Origin of the sequence: Streptomyces asiaticus (genome assembly GCF_018138715.1) — a bacterium.
In the GTDB taxonomy this organism is placed as follows: domain Bacteria; phylum Actinomycetota; class Actinomycetes; order Streptomycetales; family Streptomycetaceae; genus Streptomyces; species Streptomyces asiaticus.
In genome coordinates this window covers 1,173,222-1,188,487 of the sequence record NZ_JAGSHX010000001.1, presented here as the reverse complement: position 1 = coordinate 1,188,487, position 15,266 = coordinate 1,173,222, and the positions used below count along the sequence as shown (strand labels likewise).

The following is a 15,266-nucleotide window of genomic DNA, read 5'->3' as shown; positions in this document are numbered from 1 at the left end:
TCATGCGCCCAGTCGCCACTGCTGGCTGCTGCCACCGTGACAGGCATGGATGATCAACCGCGTGCCGTCGCCGGTGCCACCGCTGTCGACGTCCAAACACTTGTCGAATGCCTTGAGCTGCTTACCGACGGGGTCGTACGTCCACTTCTGGGCCTTGGTGCCGTTGCATTGGTAGAGCTGCACCGGGGTGCCGTCGCTGGTATCGGCCTGCTGGACGTCCATGCACTTGCCGAGCGCTCGGACCTCACCGGTGGCGGAATCGAAGGTGAACTTCTGGGCGGCGGTCTTGTTACAGGTGTGCAGCTGCAGGTCGTTGCCGTCTTCGGCACTGGCCTGCGGCGCGTCTGCGCAACGCTCACTGGCGACCCCGGTGATGGCGTTGGGGTGGGGGTCGATGACGAACCGGTCGATGGTGACCCAACGGCTGCTCTCGGTTGTGATCTTGATGGTGTGGGTGCCGTAGGGCAGCGCGGGGCTGAGGTAGGCCGGAACGTCGACGCTGCGGGCCTCGTCGGCGAGGTTGACGGACGTGGCCGGACCGCCGTCGATGGATACGGTAGCCGTGCCCTGGTCGGGCCCTGTGACGCTGTTCCAGGTGATTCCGGTGCCGGTGAACTTGTACGTGGCGGTGGAGCCTTCCGTGTTGGAGTTGTGGCAGGTGTTGTTGAAGCAGCTGCCGGGGTTGGAGCTGGAGAACCCGTTGTAGGTGATTGCGGAGTCGGAGTCGTCGACGTCAGGCATGGTCGTGGTGTCGACTTCGAAGGCGTCCACGGACACGACGCCCGCCGTTGTCGGGGTGATGGTGATGGTGTGTTTGCCGCGGCTCAGCCCGTAGCGGGCGAAGACGACGTCATTCCCGGTCGGAGGCGAGGAGGCTAGGTCGACGGTCGTCGGGGGGCCGCCATCGATGCGAACCTCTGCCGTGCCCGCGCCCGCCTCGCGTGCGCCGACCCATTTGACGGAGGTGCCGTCGAAGGTGAACGACGCGGAGTTTCCGGTCGCCGTCGAGGTACGGGCCGATCCGCCGAAGTACTGGCTGCCGCTGGCGGTACCCCACGCGCCGTTGTAGTTGATCGAGGAGGAACCGCTGTCGGTTCTTCCGCCGTTGCCGGGGAGGGTGCCGGTAGCTTCGCCGACGGCGGCGAGTTGCGCCATCGACGAGTCGGAGATGCGGCCGCTGGCCCAGTCGTAGCCGACGTCCCAGGTCATCGCGCCACCCTGGCTCGCCGCGCCGACGGCATGGTTCACCAGTGCCTCGGTGCTCATGGACATCGCGGCGTTCGGGGGGTTGCCCCAGTGGCCCTGGATGCGGTTCAGGCCGTGGTTGAGCACCTGAGTTCCGTTGTAGTCGCGCCAGCGGCCGTCCAACGAGAGCTTGTCCTCGCCGGAGACGACATCGGACTTCGCGGCGGCGTTCTTGTTCGTCTCGTATTGCCAGCCGGCCGCGCTGAGCCCGATCAGGCTGTCGGGGTTACCAGTGTGCAGCGCGTCGATGAAGTCCGAGGCGTAGGAGTCGAGGTTCGCGAAGCCGCCGTCCACCCACCAGCCGTCGATGAGCGGGCCCCACTCCTGGGCCCAATACTTGGCGACCTCGAGCCACTTCTTCTGGAAGTCAGCGTTGTGCACGCCGCCGTCGTCGTGGTTGTTGGGGTCGGCGCCGAGCTTCCCGGCGGCGTAGGCGTCGTTCCTTGGCGGGTCGAGGGGGATATACGCCATGAACTTCAGTCCCTTGGCGTGCGCGGCGGTGGCGAGGTCCTTGATCAGGTCACGCTGCGAGATGCGGCTGGGGTGAGCGTCAGTGGCCGGGACGTACTTTTCGTACACCGGGTTCGGCGCGGCCCAGTAGCCGGAGATCTGGCCGACCGGGATCTGGAACCATCCGGCGCCGACGGATTTGACTTGGTTGACGACGCCCTCGACGTCGTAGTTGTCGACCCGGTCGTTCCACTCGGCGACCGTCGGCCACTTCCCAGTGACGTAGGAGCCGACCTGACAACCCGGCGGGCAGCCCTCCGCGAGGTAGTGCACGGAGACGCCCCACTTGCGCTGGTTCATCCAGTCCGTGGCGTGACCACCGGCGGCCGCAGCCCGAGTTGGCCCGACGGCTACGAACAAGCTCACGATCACTACGGCTGCAGAGAGCGCGCTCACCAGAGCACGCAGCCTTCTGCGCAGTTGCATCGTTTCTCCTCTGGGATCAGGGGTTGACGCCGTCCTTGTGCCGACTCATGCGGCAGATCGGCTGGGCTATTGAGCGATGTAGTCGAGGTAGGAACACCCCCACTTGCTGTTGAACAGCGGGTTTCGCGGACCCCACATGCCTGTTCGTTTATCCGCCGGTTCGGGTCAGGCGCTCAGCCGCCACTTCTGGTTGCTGCCGCCGTGACAGGCATGGATGATCAACCGCGCGCCGTCGCCGGTCCCGCCGCCGAAGTCGCTGGCGTCGGCCTGCTGGACGTCCATGCACTTGCCGAGCGCTCGGACCTCGCGGGTCTCCGGGTTGAACGTCCACTTCTGGGCCCTCGTGCCGTTGCAGTCGTACAGCTGCAGGTCAGTGCCATCTGCGGTGCTGGCCCCGGGGACGTCGACACACTTGTTGCTGCCGGCCCCGACGAGTGGAGTGGGGAGCTTGCCCACCGCCTGGCCGACCTTCTTCAGCTGTTCCATGGCCGGGTCGGAGATGTGTCCGTTGGCGCGGTTGTAGCCGACGTCCCAGGTCGCCGCTCCTCCCACACGGTTGACCGACAGCGTGTGGGCGGCGAGCTGCTCGGCGCTGTAGGACATCGGCTGGTCTGCCGGGAAGCCCCAGTCGCCCTGCGCGACACCGAGATACTGAAGCTGCGTCTGCGTGCCACGGTTGTCGACCCAACGGCCGTCGGTGGGGCGGGTCCAGCCACTGACTCCGGTTTCGCCCGCGGAGAAGTCGGACTGAGTGGTCACCGACTTGAGGGGCGTCTGGAAGCCCGCGTTGAAGGCCAGGAGGGCGTTGGGGTTGCCGCTGCGCAGGTTCGCGGCCATCTGGTCGTAGAACGGCTCAAGGTGGTCGTAGTAGGAGCCGTCGACCCAGTAGCCATCGACGTCCGTGCCCCACTGCTGCGACCAGGTCTTTACGACCTTCAGCCAGTTCTCCTGATACGTCGCGTTCGGCGCGCCCCACCACTGGCTGTCCCCGCCGAGCTTCTTACGGGCGTAGTCATCGCGCTGAATGGCATCGTCGGTCATGTAGACGATCAGCTTGATGTCCTCCTTGTGCAAGGCGGGACCCAGCTCCTTGATCAGGTCCCGCTTCGACAGCCGAGACGGACGATCCGCCATGGGCGGCACCACATGGTCGTAGGTGGCGTTCGGCGCGCTGAAGTAGCCGGTGTTCTGGCCGACTGCGATCTGCAGCCAGCCTGCGCCCCCCGACTTGAGCTGCTGAGCGACGCCGTCGACGTCGTAGTGGTTCACACGGTCGTTCCACTCCTCGACCGTCGGCATGTTGTCGGGATAGTCGCTGAGACTGCAGCCGGCAGGACAGCCTTCGGCCAGGTAATGCTGCATGACACCGAACCTGCCGTCATACATCCAGTCGGCGGCAGAACCACCGGAAGCTACTGCCGAAGTCGGTATCGCGACGACGACAGCGGCCGTGGCCACGACGGCGGGCAGGGCCATCCCGACCAACTTGCGTATGAGTCTCTCCGAGTTGTGCACGTGCTCCACTCCTTCGCGTGGTGTGCATACGCGACCGCCCAGTGCGGTGGACGGCTCAGCGCTTGGGCGCGTGCAGTGATCGGCCTAAGGTGACGGTCCCGACCGGTCGATTCCCTACGGCGGGCTGGCTAGGCACCCACTTGCCAAGCTGATTGCCGCGACCATGACAGGTCTGGATGATCGCTCTGGTGCCATTGGCAGTCGACCGCCAAAGGCATCCAGACACTTGCCGAAGGCAATGAGCTGCTTACTCAGGGGGGCGTACGCGCAGTGCGGATAGCTGCGATCGATCCACTCGCGCATCTGCCTCCATAGATTGCCCGTCTCCACCTGGCCGGGGTCGTCCTTGACCAGGGAGAAGGCCATGTCCACACGGAATCCGCTGACGCCTCGGTCGAACCAGAAGGCCATGACGTCCCGCAGAGCCGCCCGGTTGGCCATGGGCCCATCGGCGTCCACGGGCTGCCGCCATGGCTCGGTCTCGTCGGACCTGGCGTAACCGAAGTTCAGCGCGGGCTGGATCGGGAAGAAGTTGGCCCGGTAGAAGCCGCCGCGCGCGCCCTGGTTGGGAATCCATTCGCGCATGGGGGAGGCGATGCGGTCGGACCAGATGTACCGGTGGTCACCGGGGGTGTTGGCCGACTCCTGGAACCAGGGATGCCGGTGCGAGGTGTGCCCCGGCACCAGGTCGAACATGACCCGGATGCCACGGCTGCTTGCGGCGTCGATCAGTTTCGCCGCGTCCTCGTTCGTGCCGTACCGCGGGGCGATGCTCAGGTAGTCCACCACGTCGTAGCCGCCGTCACCGAACTCGGAAGCGAAGCACGGGTTCAGCCAGACAGTGTCGACGCCCAGCCACGCCAGGTAGTCCAAGCGTTCGACGATGCCGGCCAGGTCGCCGATGCCGTCGCCGTCGGAGTCGGCGAACGACTGCGGATAGATCTGATAGAGGACGGCATCGGACAGCCAGGACAGCGCGGTACGGGACTGGGACATCAGGCGGTACGGCCTTTCGCAGGGAGAGCCAACCGGCACCGGCAGAGACGGGGTGTTCCGGTGCGATCGCTTCTGAATTAGTAATGCAGATGGATTTAATATCTCGCCGCAGGCTAGGATGCTGGCACCAGGCGGACGCAGCGTCAAGAGGTCGGAGATGTTTCTATGAATTCGGGTGCCCCCCACCACTGGTACGGGGCGCCATGGACCCGTGCCACGACAGTGGCAGCCCTGCGCGTGCTCCACGCGGACGCCTCGCGCCCGCTCGACGACAGCTCCACCGGCGGCCTCACCCTGACCGAGATCGCCGGACGGGCAGGTGTTTCCCGCCCCATGGCCGAGGACGCCGTGAACGAGCTGACCGAGCGCGAACTGGTCGCCGAGATCGTCCCCGACCCCGACGCACCCCGGCCGGTGGGCCGCCCCGCCAAGCGCTACCGGTTCCGCTCCGAACGCGGATACGTACTCGGTGTCGACATCGGCATCCACAAAATCCTGGCACTCTGCGCCGACCTCTCCGGCACCATCCGCGGCAGCCACCGCATCGAGGTGTCGGCAGACCTCGACAAAGCCGACCGCATCACTGCCGCACGCACCGCACTCAAACGCGCCGCGAGAACGTCCGGGATCCGCCTCGCCGACGTATTGGCCGCAGGCGCCGGAACCACCGGCCCGGTCGACCCGCACACCGGCACGGTGCTCCGGTCCCCGGCCCTGGCCGGGTGGGAAAGTGTCAATCTCAAGGAGGCACTGTCCGGCCTCGGTTCAGGGCCAGTCCTCGCCGGCAACGACGCCAACCTCGGCGCGCTCGCCGAACACTGGCGCGGAACCGCCACCGACGCCCAGGACGTCGTCTACATCCTGGCCGGACATCAGATCTCGGTCGGGCTCCTGATCGACGGGCAAGTACGCCAGGGCAGACACGGGGCGGCAGGCGAGATCGGCATCCTCAGAGCCGCCCGATGGTACGAAGTCCGCGACGCACTGGCCGCCAACAAACCCATCGACACACCGGAGCTCATCAACGACCTGGCCACCGGCATCGCCGCAGCCGCCCTCGTCGTCGACCCGGACAAAGTCGTCATCGGCGGCGGCCTGTCGCAGGCGGGAGATACCCTCCTCGAGCCGCTGCGCCGCCGACTCCACGAACTGTGTCTGTTCCCGATCCCCGTCGAAGCCTCCCACTTCGGCGACCAGAACGTCGCCATGGGCGCGATCCGCCTGGCCCTGGACGAACTGGAGCGCCAACTCTTCCTCGGCACCACGTGAGGCGACGCCACACGGTGGAACGTCCACAGCCGTCCTCGCTCACACGCCGTTACCGAACTCCCCGGGCACCCGCGTCGGGAGCAGGCCCTCGGCGCGCAGTTCGTCCCACAGCGCGGCCGGGATCGGGTGTGTGTACAGCGCGGCGGCATCCCGTGTCCGCGCCGCGGAGCGAGCGCCGACGAGTACGCTCGCCACGGCCGGGGGCCGAACGGGAAGGCCGGCACCGCGGCCCGCAGCGGCACCCCGTGCGCCTCGATCTCGGAGCCGTGGTCGGTCGGGCCGGACATGCAGGTCTTCCCGGGACGGGATGCCGTCGTTGGAGATGATCGCGATCTGGCCCTTGGTGCCGACGGGCTTCAACAGGTGCTTGGCCCGTAGGGAGGCGAGATCGCCCATGAACCTGCTCCCACGAGCACCTGTGGTTCCGCGAGGCCTTGGATGCCGGGCCCACGAGCGCCGCCCGAGCCCGGTTCCACTTTGCCGGCGGGCGCGGCGAGCGCGGGGAGCTGCCGCCCAACAACTGGCGCGCCATGTTCGGCGGACCCGCCCGGACGCGGATCCGGGAAGCCGACGGCCACCCCGGACAGTGGTACCTGCACCTGTTCACCCCGCATCAACCCGACTTCAACTGGCGTCACCCGGGGGTCGCGGATTACTTCGACGACGTGCTGCGCTTCTGGCTGGACCGGGGAGTGGACGGCTTCCGCATCGACGTCGCAGTCGGCCTCTACAAGCACCCGGACCTGCCCGACTCGCCGGACCCCACCGCCGACGAGGATGCCCGCGACGCCATCAACCCGCAGGCCTGGAACCAGCCCGAGGTACACGGCGTTTGGCGCCGCTGGCGGGCGATCTGCGACACCTACAGCGCGCGGGACGGCCGGGAGCGCACCCTCGTGGGAGAGGTGGCCGTTCCCACGCCCGCGGACCAGGCCGAATATCTGCGCCACGACGAACTCCACCAGGCCTTCTACTTCCCCCTGCTGCACACACCCTGGGACGCCGCGGCGTTCCGTGCCCGGATAGACGCCGCCCTGCGAGACATCGCGTCCACCGGTGCACCGGTCACCTGGGGTCTGAACAACCACGACCAGCAACGCACTCCCACCCGATACAGCCGCCGAGCGCTGCCCGGCGAGGAAGCGGATCCTGAGCGCGGCGCGGCCAGGGCCCGCGCGGCGGCACTGCTGATGCTGGCCCTGCCAGGCAGCGCCTACCTCTACCAAGGCGAGGAACTCGGTGGCTTTATCGAGCAGCAGTGACGTCACTTATCGATGGGTTTGGGAGGCGCCCCGATCCACGGGCGGGTGATGTTGATGAGTTTGGGTTCTGGCTCAACTTCTGGATGCTGTTGGTGATCTCCAGGTCGTGAGTCTTTGGCAGATTCGCTGGAAGTGGCTCGTCGGTCGAGGCTCGCGTGAAGTTTCCCCTGATCTTGGACACTCGTTCGTTATGCCGCGAGGGCGTGTTGATGCCGCTGCCTGGTCTCGGCCGGGGTGAGGTAGCCGAAGATCTTGTGCTTGCGCAGGCGGCGGCGGTTGTAGAAGGTCTCGATGAAGTTGAAGACCTCGGCGCGGGCAGTGGCCCGGTCGGGCCAGGTTCGGGTTCCGATCTCCTCCTTGAGCAGGGCCCAGAAGCTCTCCGCCGCGGCGTTGTCGAAACACGATCCGGTGCGTCCGCAGCTCTGCCGTAGCCCCAATTCCCTTATTCAACCCCGCTATTGAGCCGAGGTGTACTCGCTTCCGCGATCGCTGTGGACCACGCAATCGGGCTCCGGCCGGGTCCGGCCGTGGGCCATGTCGAGAGCGTCAACGACGAGTTCGGCGCGGTGGTGGTCGGCCATCGCGTAGCCGACGACCTCGCGGGTGGCCAGGTCGAGCCGGCAGGCGAGGTAGAGCCAGCCCTCGGCGGTGGGCAAGTAGGTGATGTCGCCGACCAGCTTGGTGCCAGGGCGCTCGGCGTGGAAGTCGCGGCCGATCAGGTCCGGGGCCGGCTTCGCCCTCGCATCCTGCCGGGTCAGCGAGCGGTGCTTGCGTCGGGTGACGCTGCGGATATCGCGCTCGCGCATGACGCGGGCGATGCGCTTGCGGTTCACCCGCCGCCCCAGACGCCGCAGCTCAGCGGGGATGCGCGGGACGCCGTAGGTCTTGCGGGAGGCGATGTGCAGCACGGTGATCTCGTGCGCGAGTGCGTTGTCGGCCGCCTGGCGGGCCCGGCGGGCGGCCTCGCCCTCGCGCCAGGCGTAGTAGGAGGAGCGGGCCACGTGCAGCACCCGGCACAGCAGGACGATCGAGTAGTTCGCCTTCTCCGCATGGATCAACCGGTACAACTCCTTCACCGGTCGCTCTCCTTCACGAAGAAGGCCGTCGCTTTTTCAGGATCTCGATCGTCTGCTGCTGTTCGCGGTTCTCCTTGCGCAGCCGCAGCAGTTCCTCGCGCTCGGCGCTGGTCAGCTCGCCGGGCTGCCCCTCGCCCCGGTCTGCCTCGGCCCGACGGTACCAGCCGCGCAGGGACTCCGAGCTGATGCCGAGTTCCCGGGCGATAGCCGTGACCGTCTTATCCGAGGAGTCCACGAGCGCGATCGCGTCCCTCCTGAACTCCTCGGTGTACCGCTTCGTGTACTTACTTCCCACCTGGTGCTACTTCCTCTGGAACCTCAGGCCCCAGTCTCCAGGTGTCCACGATCAAGGGTGAAGCCCCGACGCCTACCGCCGGTGGGCCACGGGCGACAACCGCCAGCACGATGGCCGTCAGCTCGTGAGAGCTGCCTGAACCATCACAGCGAGGGCGAGGCCTCAAACGCCTCCAACGGCGGTTGAGGCCTTCGCCGTGGGCACGGGGCATCGTCGGGCCAGGTTCGTTCTCCTGGGTCAGGCGTTTTTGGGCAGGGCTCAGGCCGTGCTTGCGCAGGACTGTGTTCGCTGCCGCTTTGCCGGTCGTCTTCGTCACGTGGTCCGGCGCTTCGATGGCCGCACCGGTCTCGCGGTTGCCGTGTGTGGGCAGGCGTCGGCTGCTGGAGCGGAAGTCGGTTGGTGGCCCGGCCTTGAGAGGCGTGGAAGAGTGTGCCGGTCACGACGGGGGAACCTGGCCGGCGCCGGACTGTGGGGTGCGGGCTGCCGGCGGTGGCGGTCGCCTTCGCGGCGAAAGGCACCGTGGGGCTTCAGCCGAACGATCTTCCCCACGGGCAATAGACGAGGCCCGGGGACACTGTCCACCGGCCGGCACCCGCGAATACTCCAACCAGCACCTACGCCGGGCCCCGGTGGGCCGACGCGATCGGACACTGTAGTTGATGCGGACCAACCCGTCGCTCTCCTGGCGTTCCTGCGAGTTCGCCCGGGGGATCGGTCTGGACGATGCGCGAGGACTGCGTGCCGAGCTCGGCCGCTGGGTCAACGAGGGCATCCTCCGAGGATCGCTCGCGGCGTCTACGCACTCAACGAGGAGTGGATCACGCCCGAGGCCCAGCACGACGCCCCTTCCACAGCGTTGACAACTGCGATCTCGCCCTGACTACGCGGCCTTGGAAGTACCCGGACGAGCTGCGTGAGCGAGCGGTCCGTGAAGTCCAGTCCTCCGGCCGTCCGGTCGCTCACGTGGCCCGAGACCTGGGCATCCACAAGGAAGCTTTGCGGGGCTGGGTCCGCCAGGCGGAGGCCGGCCAGGGCAGCGGGCCCGACCTGCTGACCACTGACGAGCGCATCGAACTCGCGCAACTGTGTAAGGAAATACGCTGAGTTGCGGCGGGCGAATGAGATCCTCAAGGCCGCCGCCAGCGTGCTTTTTTGTCAAGGGGCTCGACCAGCCCCGCACGAGGCCGACACGGTGATCAACAACCTCCGCGACGAGCAGTCCCGGCTTATTCAGCGCTGCTTCCCGCCTTCCCCGGCGTCTCCCGGGTCGGACCCTCAGCTCCCACCACGCTGCTGCGACAGCCTGGCGAGGAGGTCTTGCACCTCCTTCGATTCACCGCGCCTCACAGCGCACTGGCGCCTCGTGGCGCACCACGGGATGTCGCACATAGTCGCCCGGCGACCGGCGACCGGCGACCGGCGACCGGCGACCGGAACGAACCTGCGGACGCGTCCTGAACAGACGCTCCTACCAGGCCCCGGTGTTCGGAACGCGTTCGGAATGTGTCGGAGCGCCGTCCCAGCGTTGAACCAGTGCTCACCCCACCCCAGACTCGTCACCGTTCATCCCGCCCGCTCACCGGGTCGGGTCCAGACCCCCTCGCCTCCCTACCGGACGTCTCCCTCCGGGACACGAGGGGCCGTCGAAACGAGGAATGGTCATGCTCAACAGGCTCGGAAATCTCGGCACCTCCCTGCTGGAACGGTTCCTCCCATCCGCCGACGCGGACGCACTCATCTGCATCACGCGTTGCAACGCAGAGGGCCGCTGGCAGGACTGGTGCTGCAACAACAGCGGCAGGAACTGCCGCTGGTACGGCGAGCCGTCGGAAAGCCCCTGCTGACGGCGGAGCACCGGTGACCGGGGAGGGCGTACCGCTCGGTGTGCCCTCCCTCCTGTGCACGACGGGACTCCGGCCAGCGGGTCCCGGGCCCTGAGAGAAGGCGGCAATGAACTACTTCGCTTACGGCGTGCGCGGGCTGCTGACCGCCATGTTCCTCATCGCCGTGGCCGGCAAGGTCGGCAGGGCCGGGGCGTTCTCCGCCTTCACCGACTCGTTGCGGCCCCTCGCCGCGGTGTCCGGGTCAGCCGTGCGGGCGGTGGCTCTCGCGGTGGTCGCGGTGGAGGGCGCTGTCTGCCTCGCGCTGATCCTGCCGTACACCCCGGCGACACTGGCGGGTTTGCTGACGGCCACCGCGCTTCTTGCTGTGTTCACCGTGGTCATCGCCCGGTCGGTGGGCAGGGGAACCACCGTGCGCTGCCGGTGCTTCGGCCGCTCGGCCGCGCCGCTGGGCCGGGCGCACGTCATACGGAACGGGCTGCTGGCGTCCGTCGCCGGGGTGGGCGCGGCGGCGGTGGTGACCGGCCCGGCTGGTGGATCGGACCCCGGAATGGTCGCGGTGGCGTGGTGCACGGGCGCGGTTGCCGGCGGCCTGGTCACCGTGGTGGAGGACCTGGTGAGTCTGTTCCGGCCCGTTGCCCCTTCCATGACTGAGTGACTGAGAGGTGCTGGATGGCTGCTCTGACTTCGGCAGTGGTGCTCGTTGGCATCCTGTGCGTATTGGACCTGCTGCTCACCATCGGAGTGATCAAGAAGCTGCGGGAGTACGGTCCGGCCGGGCCCGCGCGGGCGCCGGGCAGGGGGATGACGCCGCTGCGCCCCGGAGAGGAACTGCCCCCCTTCACCGCCGTGTCGGTGGACGGCGCACTGGTTAGCCGCTCCTTGCTGCCGGACGAGGCACTGATCGCCTTCCTCTCCCCGAACTGCGAGCCGTGCCGGGCGAAGCTGCCCGAACTCGTCGCGTACGCGGCCGCCGAGCCCGGCGGCCGGGACCGGACGCTCGCGATCGTCGTCGGCGAACCAGAGGAGTGCGAGCGCTTCGTCCGGGAGCTGAGCTCGGTGGCCCGAGTCGTCGTGGAACCGAGGGGTGGGCCGGTGTGCGCGGCCCTGCGCGTGGACGCGTTCCCCGCGACACTGCGCGTCCGCTCGGACCGGGACCGTACCGTCGTCACCGGTCATATGGTGGACTTGGCGCGGGAGGCGTCCCCGCGATGAATCCGTCTGTGCCCGCACGCCGGGGCGGGCTGCTGCTGGCCGCCAGCCTGGCGGCCGGGGCCGCTCCGGTCGCGTCCATGCTGTACGGCGTGCTGAGTCTGGCCGCCGGTCTGCTGACGGTCGCCGCGGCGTGGCTGACCAAGTCGGTGCTGGACAACCTGGGCTCGGGCGCGGGGATGAGCGCGCTGCTCGCCCCGGCGCTCGGCCTCACGGTCGTCGGTGCCGTCGCCGCCCTGCTGCCGCACGTGTGCCGCTACCTGTCCGCGGAGGTGGACCGGCGTACCGCACTCCGCGCCGACGCCCAGCTCTTCACAAAGGCGGCGGGCTTCCCCGGCCTGAGCCGCTTCGAGGACCCAGCCTTCCTGGACCGGCTACAACTGGCCCGGCAGGGCGGTGGCCGCGTCCCCGCACAGGTGATGGACGCGACACTCGGCCTGGCACGGTCCGCGATCACGGTCACCGGCTTCCTGGGTTCCCTGCTGGTGCTGAACCCGGTACTGACAATCCTGGTGGCCGCCGCCGGGGTGCCGACGCTCTGCGCGGAGATCGCCCTTTCGCGTCGGCGGGCGGGCGTGGCCTGGCGGGTCGGGGCGATGGAGCGGCGGGAGTGGTTCTACGGCGGTCTCCTGGCGGACGCCGAGGCGGCCAAGGAGGTGCGCCTCTTCGCCATCGGCGGCTTCCTGCGGGACCGGATGCTCGCCGAGCGGCGGACGGCCAACGCGGCCCGCCGGGCCGTGGACCGGCGCGAGGTCGCCGTGCAGTCGGGCCTCGGGCTGCTCGCCTCGCTGATGACGGGCGGGAGTCTGCTGTGGGCGGTGCGCGGGACGTACCGGGGCGAGTTGACGGCGGGTGACGTCACGCTCCTCGTCGCCGCCATCGCCGGGACCCAGTCCGCGTTCGCCGCGCTGGCGCACGAGGCGGCCCGTGCCAGCGAGTCGCTGCTGATCTTCAGCCACTACCGGTACGTGATCGAGGCCCCGCCGGACCTGGTACTCGCGCCGGACCCCCGGCCGCTGCCCGCCCTGCGCCGGGGCATCGAGCTGCGCGACGTGTGGTTCCGGTACTCGGAGCGGCACCCGTGGGTCCTCAGGGGCGTCAACCTGACCATTCCCCATGGTAGTTCGCTGGCCCTGGTGGGCCTCAACGGGTCGGGCAAGACGACGCTGGTCAAACTGCTCTGCCGCTTCTACGATCCGACCCAGGGCGCCATCCTGTGGGACGGCGTCGACCTGCGCGAGGTCGATCCGGCGGAGCTGCGCGACCGGATCACCGCGGTATTCCAGGACTTCGTGCAATACGACCTGACGGCGGCTGAGAACATCGCGCTGGGCGACCTGGGCGCGCTCGACGACGAGGAGCAGATCGTGTCGGCTGCCCGGCGGGCCGGGGCGCACGACACCGTCAAGGAGCTACCGAAGGGCTATCAGACACCGCTTACCAGGACGTTCTTTATGGAAGAAGACAGGGACGACCCCGAGTCGGGTGTGCTGCTGTCCGGCGGCCAGAGCCAGCGTCTGGCTCTGGCGCGGGCCTTCCTGCGGGGCACGCGGGACCTGATGATCCTCGACGAACCCTCGGCGCGACTGGACGCCGAGGCCGAGTACGAGATCCACACCTCGATCGCGCGGCACCGCCGGGGCCGGACCAGCGTTCTGATCTCCCACCGGATGGGCTCGCTCCGCAATGCCGACGTCATCGTCGTCCTCTCCGACGGGCGCGTCGTCGAGCGCGGCGACCACGCGCGGCTGCTGGCGGTCGGTGGCGAGTACGCGCGGCTCTTCGCAATCCAGGCCACGGGCTACTTGCCCGACGACGCCGGGCCGTCCGAGGGGGCAGCGCTGACGGAGGTGTCACCGTGACCGGCGGGCGGGACGTCTGGGTTTCGGCGGTGGCGCTGGCCGTCCTCGCGGCCTGCGGGGCGGGCGCCGCCCGCCGTCTGCTCGTCGTCACCGTGCGCGGGACGAGCATGACCCCCACGCACCACCACGGGGACCGGCTGCTGGTGCGCCGTACGCGCACGGTGCGCCGGGGGCAGGTCGTGGTGGTGCTGCGACCCCGGTCACCGGCGATCTGGCGGGAGGACCGGCACAGTCCGCTGATTGTGAAGAGGGTGGCGGCGGTGCCGGGGGAACCGGTGCCGCCCGGGTCGGTCCCCCCGCTCGCGGAGGGCCATGAGGGACGGGTGCCGCCGGGCCGCGTGGTGCTCCTTGGCGACAACGCGGCCGCCAGCGTGGACTCACGCCAGTTGGGCTTCTTCCCGCTGGGCGACGTGCTCGGGGTGGTGACGCGGTCCCTGCCCCAGCCCGAGGGCGCGCACCGGCGGTGAATCCCGCTCGTCCGGTGGTTCTGTTCCGCGACTGCGGCACATGCAGACCTCACGGCTACGCGGAGTCCAGACCGGAACTGCTTGCTTGTGGTGAGTGAGAGGCCCAACCGGGCCGCCGGGCCGTACCCCCATCACAGCGATCAACGAACGGTTCCTAGGAGCCCGTTCAGTGCATGCCCTGGCCGTGGCGTCGCCGTGTGGCCCTGCTGCCGAGCCGTTTGCCGCACCACCAGGAGGTCAGGCAACCGGCGGCGAACACTGTCGCGACGGCGGCGTCGGCCATCTGGTGACGTCCGTCGGCGCCCTCCCCGTCGTTTAGAGCCGGCCCGGGCGCCCCACCCGGGCCGGCCGGCGTCCAAGCAGCCTGGGCGATCCCGCTGCGCGCCCGTAACCAGGCGTCCGTCTCCTCCTTGCCTCCACAGACCCGCACGAACGCCCGTACCACGTCCTCCCGGGGCAAAGTGGTGCGGCCCAGCACGGTCGCGAGCGTGCTGGGCGGCAACACGTCGCCGTTCTGGTGCGCGCGAGCCGCGATCTCCCGGTACGTCAGCCCGGACCACGCTTTGAGCGCACGCATGCGGTCCACGAACGACCGGGGGTCGGAAACGTCGTCGGGGCAGGGCGGACAGTGATGCCTCATCTCGTGGCCTCTCGTAACTGCGGCGGCGGCAGCCGCCGCACGGGGCGCGAGGAGCGCAACCAGCTTGTCGCTGACTGCGGATATCGCAGTGCGCATGATGTTCTCCCTTCAGTGGGCTGTTTGTGTGGTTCTCCGTTGAGGCGGACAGAAAGGCCGCCGAGACCGTCGGCCGCGACTCCCGCGGCTACGACGCGGGCAAGAAGATCAACGGCCGCAAGCGCCACATGGTCGTCGACACCCGCGGCCTGCCCCTGCTGGTCATGGTCACCCCCGCCGACCTGCACGACAGCGCCGCGGCCAGGGAAGTCCTCTTCCGCCTCTGCCTCATGCATCCCAAAATCACCATCGTCTGGGCCGACTCCGCCTATGTCGGCAAGCTCGTGACCTGGGCAAAAAGGCACCTGAATCTGACCAACAAGCCGGTCAGCCGCCCCATGGACGCCTCCGGCTTCGTCGTCCTGCCCCGCCGCTGGGTCGTCGAACAGTCGCTGTGCCTGGATGATGCACGCCCGCCGGCATGCGCCGGACTACGAACGACTCGTCCAGCATTCCGAAACGCTGATCACCTGGGCGGTTATCACTCTCATGACCAGGCGTCTTGCGCGGAAGGGAGCCACCCCAAGCTGGCCGAGGAAACCGACGCCAGGCGG

General features: G+C 68.6%; 14 protein-coding genes and 4 pseudogenes. 10 read left to right on the top strand and 8 right to left on the bottom strand.

From position 1 onward, the window contains the following. The 3 genes and pseudogenes from KHP12_RS05120 to KHP12_RS05110 form a co-directional block, all read right to left on the bottom strand. A complete protein-coding gene (locus KHP12_RS05120) occupies positions 1-2,055 on the bottom strand; it encodes a ricin-type beta-trefoil lectin domain protein (protein WP_167442475.1) in 2,055 nt (684 codons plus the stop codon). A 291-nt stretch (positions 2,056-2,346) separates the two neighbouring features. Continuing rightward, positions 2,347-3,696: a ricin-type beta-trefoil lectin domain protein gene (locus tag KHP12_RS05115; protein ID WP_211831535.1), complete on the bottom strand. Its 1,350-nt coding sequence runs from the start codon at positions 3,694-3,696 to the stop codon at positions 2,347-2,349. Between the two features lie 273 nt (positions 3,697-3,969). Further along, a pseudogene (locus tag KHP12_RS05110) lies at positions 3,970-4,692 on the bottom strand (alpha-amylase family glycosyl hydrolase); the annotation flags it as partial. 222 nt (positions 4,693-4,914) lie between these two features. On the opposite strand from KHP12_RS05110, the gene KHP12_RS05105 reads away from it, so the two are divergent. Then, complete coding sequence (locus KHP12_RS05105; protein WP_211831295.1) at positions 4,915-5,961, top strand: ROK family protein; 1,047 nt, start codon at positions 4,915-4,917, stop codon at positions 5,959-5,961. A 39-nt stretch (positions 5,962-6,000) separates the two neighbouring features. On the opposite strand, the gene KHP12_RS05100 is transcribed toward KHP12_RS05105, so the two are convergent. Then, the gene (locus KHP12_RS05100) at positions 6,001-6,357 is read right to left on the bottom strand and encodes a hypothetical protein (protein ID WP_208652910.1); all 357 of its coding nucleotides are present in this window, start codon (positions 6,355-6,357) and stop codon (positions 6,001-6,003) included. Between the two features lie 5 nt (positions 6,358-6,362). On the opposite strand from KHP12_RS05100, the pseudogene KHP12_RS05095 reads away from it, so the two are divergent. After that, a pseudogene (locus KHP12_RS05095) lies at positions 6,363-7,202 on the top strand (alpha-amylase family glycosyl hydrolase); the annotation flags it as partial. Positions 7,203-7,411: 209 nt separating this feature from the next. Here KHP12_RS05095 and KHP12_RS05090 read toward each other — a convergent pair. Genes KHP12_RS05090 through KHP12_RS05080 form a run of 3 tightly spaced genes read right to left on the bottom strand, consistent with a single transcriptional unit; the run spans position 7,412 to position 8,594 of the window. Further along, positions 7,412-7,660, bottom strand: coding sequence for an integrase core domain-containing protein (locus KHP12_RS05090; RefSeq protein ID WP_167442418.1), 249 nt, complete (start codon positions 7,658-7,660; stop codon positions 7,412-7,414). Positions 7,661-7,678: 18 nt separating this feature from the next. After that, positions 7,679-8,299 (bottom strand): IS3 family transposase, encoded by a 621-nt coding sequence (locus tag KHP12_RS05085; protein WP_107471695.1) that lies wholly within the window; start codon positions 8,297-8,299, stop codon positions 7,679-7,681. Positions 8,300-8,312: 13 nt separating this feature from the next. Beyond that, the gene (locus KHP12_RS05080) at positions 8,313-8,594 is read right to left on the bottom strand and encodes a transposase (protein ID WP_086880678.1); all 282 of its coding nucleotides are present in this window, start codon (positions 8,592-8,594) and stop codon (positions 8,313-8,315) included. Between the two features lie 632 nt (positions 8,595-9,226). Between KHP12_RS05080 and KHP12_RS05075 the strand changes: the two are divergent. The 7 genes and pseudogenes from KHP12_RS05075 to KHP12_RS05045 all read left to right on the top strand — a co-directional run. Then, positions 9,227-9,474 (top strand): annotated as a pseudogene (locus KHP12_RS05075) (type IV toxin-antitoxin system AbiEi family antitoxin domain-containing protein); the annotation flags it as partial. Then, a complete protein-coding gene (locus tag KHP12_RS05070) occupies positions 9,408-9,698 on the top strand; it encodes a transposase (protein ID WP_211831533.1) in 291 nt (96 codons plus the stop codon). The pseudogene KHP12_RS05075 and the gene KHP12_RS05070, both read left to right, overlap by 67 nt. 557 nt (positions 9,699-10,255) lie before the next feature. Further along, entirely contained in the window at positions 10,256-10,438 is a 183-nt protein-coding gene (locus KHP12_RS05065) for a hypothetical protein (protein WP_143677922.1), read from the top strand. A 106-nt stretch (positions 10,439-10,544) separates the two neighbouring features. Beyond that, the gene (locus KHP12_RS05060; protein WP_211831532.1) at positions 10,545-11,093 is read left to right on the top strand and encodes a MauE/DoxX family redox-associated membrane protein; all 549 of its coding nucleotides are present in this window, start codon (positions 10,545-10,547) and stop codon (positions 11,091-11,093) included. Positions 11,094-11,107: 14 nt separating this feature from the next. After that, on the top strand, positions 11,108-11,650 hold the full coding sequence (locus tag KHP12_RS05055) for a TlpA family protein disulfide reductase (RefSeq protein WP_143677923.1): 543 nt from the start codon (positions 11,108-11,110) through the stop codon (positions 11,648-11,650). Continuing rightward, entirely contained in the window at positions 11,647-13,509 is a 1,863-nt protein-coding gene (locus KHP12_RS05050) for an ABC transporter ATP-binding protein (protein ID WP_244202638.1), read from the top strand. Before KHP12_RS05055 ends, KHP12_RS05050 begins: the two co-directional genes overlap by 4 nt. Continuing rightward, positions 13,506-13,976, top strand: a complete 471-nt coding sequence (locus KHP12_RS05045) for a S26 family signal peptidase (RefSeq protein WP_244202639.1) — start codon at positions 13,506-13,508, stop codon at positions 13,974-13,976. The genes KHP12_RS05050 and KHP12_RS05045 overlap by 4 nt, the downstream gene beginning before the upstream one ends. A 166-nt stretch (positions 13,977-14,142) precedes the next feature. On the opposite strand, the gene KHP12_RS05040 is transcribed toward KHP12_RS05045, so the two are convergent. Further along, positions 14,143-14,553, bottom strand: a complete 411-nt coding sequence (locus tag KHP12_RS05040) for a helix-turn-helix domain-containing protein (protein WP_143677924.1) — start codon at positions 14,551-14,553, stop codon at positions 14,143-14,145. Between the two features lie 212 nt (positions 14,554-14,765). On the opposite strand from KHP12_RS05040, the pseudogene KHP12_RS05035 reads away from it, so the two are divergent. Then, positions 14,766-15,255: pseudogene (locus tag KHP12_RS05035) on the top strand (transposase); the annotation flags it as partial. Between the last annotated feature and the right edge of the window lie 11 nt (positions 15,256-15,266).

What these genes read in the sequence shown, in the direction of transcription:
- KHP12_RS05120 (WP_167442475.1), bottom strand. Translation starts at nt 2,055, where the DNA reads ATGAACCAGCGCAAGTGGGGCGTCTCCGTGCACTACCTCGCGGAGGGC.
- KHP12_RS05100 (WP_208652910.1), bottom strand. Translation starts at nt 6,357, where the DNA reads ATGGGCGATCTCGCCTCCCTACGGGCCAAGCACCTGTTGAAGCCCGTC.
- KHP12_RS05065 (WP_143677922.1), top strand. Translation starts at nt 10,256, where the DNA reads ATGCTCAACAGGCTCGGAAATCTCGGCACCTCCCTGCTGGAACGGTTC.
- KHP12_RS05060 (WP_211831532.1), top strand. Translation starts at nt 10,545, where the DNA reads ATGAACTACTTCGCTTACGGCGTGCGCGGGCTGCTGACCGCCATGTTC.
- KHP12_RS05055 (WP_143677923.1), top strand. Translation starts at nt 11,108, where the DNA reads ATGGCTGCTCTGACTTCGGCAGTGGTGCTCGTTGGCATCCTGTGCGTA.
- KHP12_RS05050 (WP_244202638.1), top strand. Translation starts at nt 11,647, where the DNA reads ATGAATCCGTCTGTGCCCGCACGCCGGGGCGGGCTGCTGCTGGCCGCC.
- KHP12_RS05040 (WP_143677924.1), bottom strand. Translation starts at nt 14,553, where the DNA reads ATGCGTGCGCTCAAAGCGTGGTCCGGGCTGACGTACCGGGAGATCGCG.